This window comes from Sandarakinorhabdus sp., assembly GCF_032115815.1.
GTDB lineage: Bacteria > Pseudomonadota > Alphaproteobacteria > Sphingomonadales > Sphingomonadaceae > Sandarakinorhabdus.
Genome location: NZ_JAUMBI010000099.1, coordinates 1 through 5,511, shown reverse-complemented (window position 1 = coordinate 5,511; position 5,511 = coordinate 1). Strand labels below are relative to the sequence as shown.

At 68.2% G+C, this 5,511-nt stretch carries 6 protein-coding genes; 1 reads left to right on the top strand and 5 read right to left on the bottom strand.

What is annotated here, in order from left to right; translation table 11 throughout:
• The 4 genes from RT662_RS06095 to ubiA form a co-directional block, all read right to left on the bottom strand.
• The coding region (locus RT662_RS06095; RefSeq protein ID WP_313669815.1) for an MFS transporter at positions 1-300 on the bottom strand (300 nt) is incomplete at its 3' end.
• Positions 301-390: 90 nt separating this feature from the next.
• Positions 391-1,227, bottom strand: coding sequence for a 3'(2'),5'-bisphosphate nucleotidase CysQ (locus RT662_RS06090; protein WP_313669814.1), 837 nt, complete (start codon positions 1,225-1,227; stop codon positions 391-393).
• Positions 1,224-2,570: a TldD/PmbA family protein gene (locus tag RT662_RS06085; protein ID WP_313669813.1), complete on the bottom strand. Its 1,347-nt coding sequence runs from the start codon at positions 2,568-2,570 to the stop codon at positions 1,224-1,226. The genes RT662_RS06090 and RT662_RS06085 overlap by 4 nt, the downstream gene beginning before the upstream one ends.
• Positions 2,571-2,775: 205 nt before the next feature.
• Positions 2,776-3,702, bottom strand: a complete 927-nt coding sequence (ubiA, locus tag RT662_RS06080; protein WP_313669812.1) for a 4-hydroxybenzoate octaprenyltransferase — start codon at positions 3,700-3,702, stop codon at positions 2,776-2,778.
• Between ubiA and RT662_RS06075 the strand changes: the two genes are divergently transcribed.
• A complete protein-coding gene (locus tag RT662_RS06075) occupies positions 3,701-4,441 on the top strand; it encodes a 16S rRNA (uracil(1498)-N(3))-methyltransferase (protein WP_313669811.1) in 741 nt (246 codons plus the stop codon). The two genes, ubiA and RT662_RS06075, sit on opposite strands and share 2 nt — an antisense overlap.
• Here the strand turns inward: RT662_RS06075 and RT662_RS06070 are convergent.
• Positions 4,419-5,511 (bottom strand): penicillin acylase family protein (locus tag RT662_RS06070; protein WP_313669810.1); only part of this gene is annotated, 1,093 nt, incomplete at its 5' end. The genes RT662_RS06075 and RT662_RS06070 overlap by 23 nt on opposite strands.

The following is a 5,511-nucleotide window of genomic DNA, read 5'->3' as shown; positions in this document are numbered from 1 at the left end:
TGACAGGCCGGGCTCGGCAAAGAAGCTGAGATACAGGCCCAACAGCATGATCAGGCCGCCCGCCACCATCCACGGCCGAAACCGGCCAAAGCGCGTGTTGGTGCGGTCAATGCCGTGCCCGAACGCGATATCCAGCGGCAGATCGATCCAGCGCACGGCCGAGAACAGGATGCCGGTGATGGCCAGATCAAGACCCAGCGTGCTGGCATAATAGGGCGGCAGATAGATCACCATCGGCAGCCCGACGCCGGTGAGTGGCAGGCACGGCGCGGCAAAGGCGGCGAGCGTCCGGCGATTCAACGGTACTGATCGGGATGCGCTGTCCATACCCCTCCCCGGGCTCGACTGTCACTGTGGGGTGCTGGGCAGAGCGGCGCAAGCCTGTCGAATTCAGGCGGCAAGCCCCCGACGGCGGGCGGCAAACGCCTTGAGCGCATGATCAAGCCGCGCCAGCACTTCGTCGTGCAGCGCCGGCGTGGCGGCGGCAAGGCCGTGGATCACCGGTTGCGGCTGATTGAAGGCCAGCGCGGCACCGTGGCGATCGGTCAACATGCCGCCGGCTTCGGCCAGGATCAGGCTGGCGGCCGCCACATCCCATTCGGCGATGCTGCGCCCTTCCACCCAGGCGTCAGCCTCGTCAGCCGCCAGCATCGCCATGCGCAGCGCCAGGCTGTTGGGCTTGGCTACGGCCGTGCCGGGCCAGGGTGATGGCCAGAAGGCCGCGTTCAGATTGGGCTGATCGATGGGCAGGCGCACGCCTTCCAGCGTGGCGAGGCCCGACACCGCGAGGCGCTTGCCATTCAAGGTCGCGCCGCGCCCGACGCCGGCGGCATAGAGCCGATCCTGTGCCGGCGCGTTGAGCACGGCGGCAACCACGGTGCCAGCTTCGACCAGCGCCACCGATACAGCCCATCCCGTTCGGCCGCGCAGGAAATCGCGGGTGCCGTCGATAGGGTCGATCACCCACACCCGGCGGCGTTCCAGCCGGGCCGCGCTGTCGGCGCTTTCTTCCGACAACCAGCCATCATCCGGGCGGGCCGCAGTGATCACGCCCTTTAGATAATCATTCACCGCCATGTCGGCCGCACACACCGGGCTGCCATCAGCCTTGTCCCACCTGGCCGGCGACCGGCCGAAATGCGCCATGGCGATGCGCCCGGCATTGCCGGCGATTTCGGCGGCCAGCGCCAGATCGGCGTCGCGCGCCGACGGGCTGTGCGGGGTCAACTGCCCGCCACCATCATGCCATCGATGCGCAGTGTTGGCGCGTTGCTGGCATGGCGGAAGGCAAGATCATTGGCGGCGATCATCCGGGCGTACATGTCGATCAGATTGCCGGCGATGGTGATTTCCGCCACTGGCCGGGTGATTTCGCCATTTTCGATCAGGTAACCGCTCGCCCCCCGGCTGTAATCACCGGTGAGGCCGTTGACGCCCATGCCGATCAGTTCGGTGACGAGAATGCCCTGCTTGATATCGGCCATCAGTTCGGCCGGCGTGGCGGTGCCGCCTTCCAGGTGCAGGTTGGTGGTTCCGGCGCCGGGCGGTCCGGAGGTGCCGCGGCTGGCATGGCCGGTGGGGGCCAGGCCCAGTTGCCGGGCGCTGGCCACATCCATCAGCCAGCCGGTCAGCACGCCGTGTTCGATGATGGCCGTGCGCTGTGCGGCCAAGCCTTCGCCGTCGAAGGCGCGGCTGCGCAGGCCGCGGCGGCGCAGCGGATCATCGATGATCGACAGGCCGGCGGGCAGGATGGCCTGGCCAAGCTTGTCTTTCAGGAAGCTGGTGCCGCGCGCGATGGCGCTGCCGGTGATGGCGCCCACGAGATGCCCGAGCAGCGTTGACGAAACGCGCGGATCGAACAGGATCGGCATCTGCCCGCTGGCCAGCTTGATCGGGTGCAGGCGGTTGATGGCGCGCTGGCCGGCGCGGGTGCCGATATCCGCGGCGGATTCGACATCGGCCAGATAGCGGGCGGCGTGCCAGGCGTAATCGCGCTGCATGTCGCTGCCCGTGCCGGCGACGACACTGGCCGAAAGGCTGTGGCTGGTCGATTTCTTGCCGCCACGAAAGCCCGTCGATGTCGCCAGCGCCATCACCACCGTGCCGGCAGCGGCGCCGGCGCCTTCGCTGTTGGTGATGCCGGGAATCGCCCGGGCGGCGTCCTCGCATTCTAGCGCGCGTAACTTCAGGGCCGCCGCACTGATCTCGGTGGGATCATCAACATCAAGTTCCGCAAATGGCCCGCGCGCCAGCCGATCTTCGGGCGCGAGGCCGGCATAGGGATCTTCGGGGGCCAACCGCGCCATCGCGACGGCGCGCTCCGCCGCTTCGCGCAGGGCAGCAGGCGTGAGATCGGAAGAGGAGACGCTGGCCGAGCGCTGGCCAACGAACACGCGGATGCCGATCTCCTCGCCCTCGGCGCGGCCGATATCCTCCAGCTTGCCAAGGCGGACCGAAATGGAGGTGGCGCCATCGCCGACATACAGCGCATCGGCGGCATCGGCCCCGGCGGCGCGGGCGGCAGCAAGGGCGGCATCAAGGCGGGTGAGGGCATCATCTGAAGACAGCATGGCCCAGATGTAGGGTGGCTGGCCCCATGTGTCACGGCCCAATCACTGCGCCGCTTTGTCGAATTCATGCAATGAGGTCGCAGTTCGGCATGAGACACAGGCACCTGTTCGGCACGGGTGATGGGTGGGCCAGCCCTGATGTCGGCAAGTAACCGGGCGCGCGGGCCTGTTCCAACGCGGGACAGGCTCGCAGCTGCGTTCTGGATCAGGCAAGCCCAACAGACGCGCAGGCCGCTGCCCACAGCGCCCCGGCCAGCCGGTTGGAGCGGAACAGCCGCAATGCGGTGGCCGGCGTGGTGTCGGCCAGCTTCACCACCTGCCAGCCCAGTTGCACCGCCAGCGGCAGCAGCGCCAGCACGGCCAGCGCCTGATCGGCGACGATCCACAGGGCGGCTGCCCACAGGGCCAGCGCCAGCGCATAGAAGCCCGCCACGCCAGCGCGCGCTTTCGGCCCGAGCGCGCGGGCGGAGGACTTGATGCCGGCCAGCGCATCATCCTCGATATCCTGCAGGGCGTAGATGGTGTCGTATCCCAGCGTCCAAGCGAGGCCGCCGGCCCACAACAGCCACATGGCCGGTGCCTCGACGGGCGCCACCGCCGTCCAGCCGACCAGTGCGCCCCAGTTGAAGGTGAGGCCAAGCCAGGCCTGGGGCCACCAGGTGATGCGCTTCATGAAAGGATAGGCGGCGACGGGAATCAGGCTGGCCAGCGCCACGATCTGGGCCAGCCCACGCAGTTGCAGCAGCACGACAAGGCCGATCAGCGACAGCGCCACCGCAAAGGCCAGCGCCGCCTTCACCGATATGCGGCGCGAGGCGACCGGACGATCACGCGTGCGTTCGACCTGGGCATCGAGATCGCGATCGACAATGTCGTTCCACACGCAGCCGGCGCCGCGCATGGCGATGCTGCCCAGGCCGAACCACAGCACCAGCCAAGGCGCGCGCTGGAGTCCGCCGGCCAGCGCCAGCCCGGCGATGCACGGCCAGAACAGCAGCCAGGTGCCGGCTGGCCGGTCGAGCCGGGCGAGGCGCGCATAGGCTTGCGCGCCCGCCGGCAGCAGGTCGATCCAGCTCTTTACAGCGTCTGGCGTTGCGTTGGTGGGGGCAGGCGGCGTAACCACGTGGCCCATGAGCGAATTAGACCGCAGCTTGTCAACCACGCCGCGCCTGCATGTGCGTGATGCATTGGCTGCGGGCGCGTCCATCACGCTGGATCAGCCGCAATCCCACTATTTGGGCAGCGTCATGCGCCGGCAGCCCGGTGACCTTGTGCGCCTGTTCAACGGCCGCGACGGCGAATGGGCGGCGCGGGTTTCGGTCGTGGCCAAGAAGGCGGTGACGTTGGTGGCCGAACGGCAGAGCGCGCCGCAGGAGCAGGTGCCCGATCTGTGGCTGTGCGCCGCGCCGCTGAAGAAAGGCCGCATCGATTGGCTGGTGGAAAAGGCCTGCGAGCTGGGCGTGGCGCGGCTGCAACTGGTGACCACGCAACGCACGGTGGTGGACAAGCCCAATCTTGAGCGGCTGGGCGCGCATCTCGTGGAAGCTGCCGAACAATCGGGCCGCACGGCGGTGCCTGAATTGCCCGCGCCAATGCCACTTGAACATTTGCTCAAGAACTGGCCCGGAGGCCGCTTCCTGATCTTTGCGGATGAATCCGGCGGCACGCCACTTGCAGAGGCAAAGGTGCCGGCACCGGCCGCCATCCTGATTGGCCCGGAAGGCGGCTTCACCGTTCAGGAGCGCGAGGCCATCCGTGCCCACCCTGCCGCAGTGCCGATCAGCCTCGGTCCGCGCATCCTGCGGGCCGATACAGCGGCGCTGGCGGCCATTGCCATCTGGCAGGCCCTCAACCCGCCGGTTTCACCCTGATGATGCGCTCTGCCTCCTGCAGCACGCGCGGGCGGCTCCAGACGAAGGGGACATAATTGCCCGTGGCCCAGCGCGCGAACAGATCGCGGTAATGTGGGCTCGATGGATCGCCGGACTGGCCTGGCGTGTTGATCGCCATGCTGTTGTCCCACGCCCCCACATCGAGCACCACGCGCACCGATGCGCCGGAGACGAGGTGGAAATCAGGGCCGCTGCCCATCGCCATCGGGGTGGAGCCGCTGCCGCCGATGGGCAGCGGGCCCACCCGGCGCTCGGCGCTGCGGCCGGCGATACCCAACGCCGGCTTGAAATCGGCCACGTGCAGCGCGCCCCAGCGCCACAGCGCTGGATCGGGGCCGAACAGTTTCCGGCCTTCGGCAAAGGCTGTGCCCAATGATCCGAGCAGGATGGCGGTGCGTTGCTCTGCCGTCAGCAGCCTGGCCTCCTCCAGTACGGGCAGCACGTTGCCGATGCTGGTGCGGCCGAAATTGCGGCGTTTGTCTTCCGGCACGATGGCCTTCACCGCGCTCACTGGCAGGTGGCGGCTGGCCCAGATTTCGTAGAGCGCCGCCGCAGCCGAATCCGGGCCTTCATGGCCGTCCCAGCCGCTGAGCAATGCCAGGGCGCCACGCTCATTATCGTCGCGGCCAGAAAGGCCCTGCAACAGCGCCACTGCGCGGCGCGCCATGGGTGATGTGGCGTCGTTCTGCAGCGCCATCGCGTCGGTGAGGCTGAATTTCGGTTTGGCGGCAATCACTTCGGAAATGCGGGTGATGCGGCTGCGGTCATTCCATTCCAGGCCCAGCAGGTGCGGATAGCCCGCGGGGACGTTGTTTTCATTGGCGGTGGCAAACCAACCTTGGGTGGGGTTGTACACCACCGGCATCAGCCGGGCATCGAGAAGCCCTTTCCAGCCATGCGCCTTGCCGGCCGGCACTGGCAGCAGGCCATCACCGGCCGCACGCACCGGCACGAATCCGCCTGGCGCCCAGCCGATATCCCCGGCGCGGCTGGCAAACAGCAGGTTGAGCGGCGGCGCCCCCAATGGTTGCGCGCGGTCAGGAACTCGT

Bases quoted from the DNA above. Each gene is read 5' to 3' on its own strand.
- RT662_RS06075 (WP_313669811.1), top strand. From the start codon at position 3,701: ATGAGCGAATTAGACCGCAGCTTGTCAACCACGCCGCGCCTGCATGTG.
- RT662_RS06085 (WP_313669813.1), bottom strand. From the start codon at position 2,570: ATGCTGTCTTCAGATGATGCCCTCACCCGCCTTGATGCCGCCCTTGCT.
- ubiA (WP_313669812.1), bottom strand. From the start codon at position 3,702: ATGGGCCACGTGGTTACGCCGCCTGCCCCCACCAACGCAACGCCAGAC.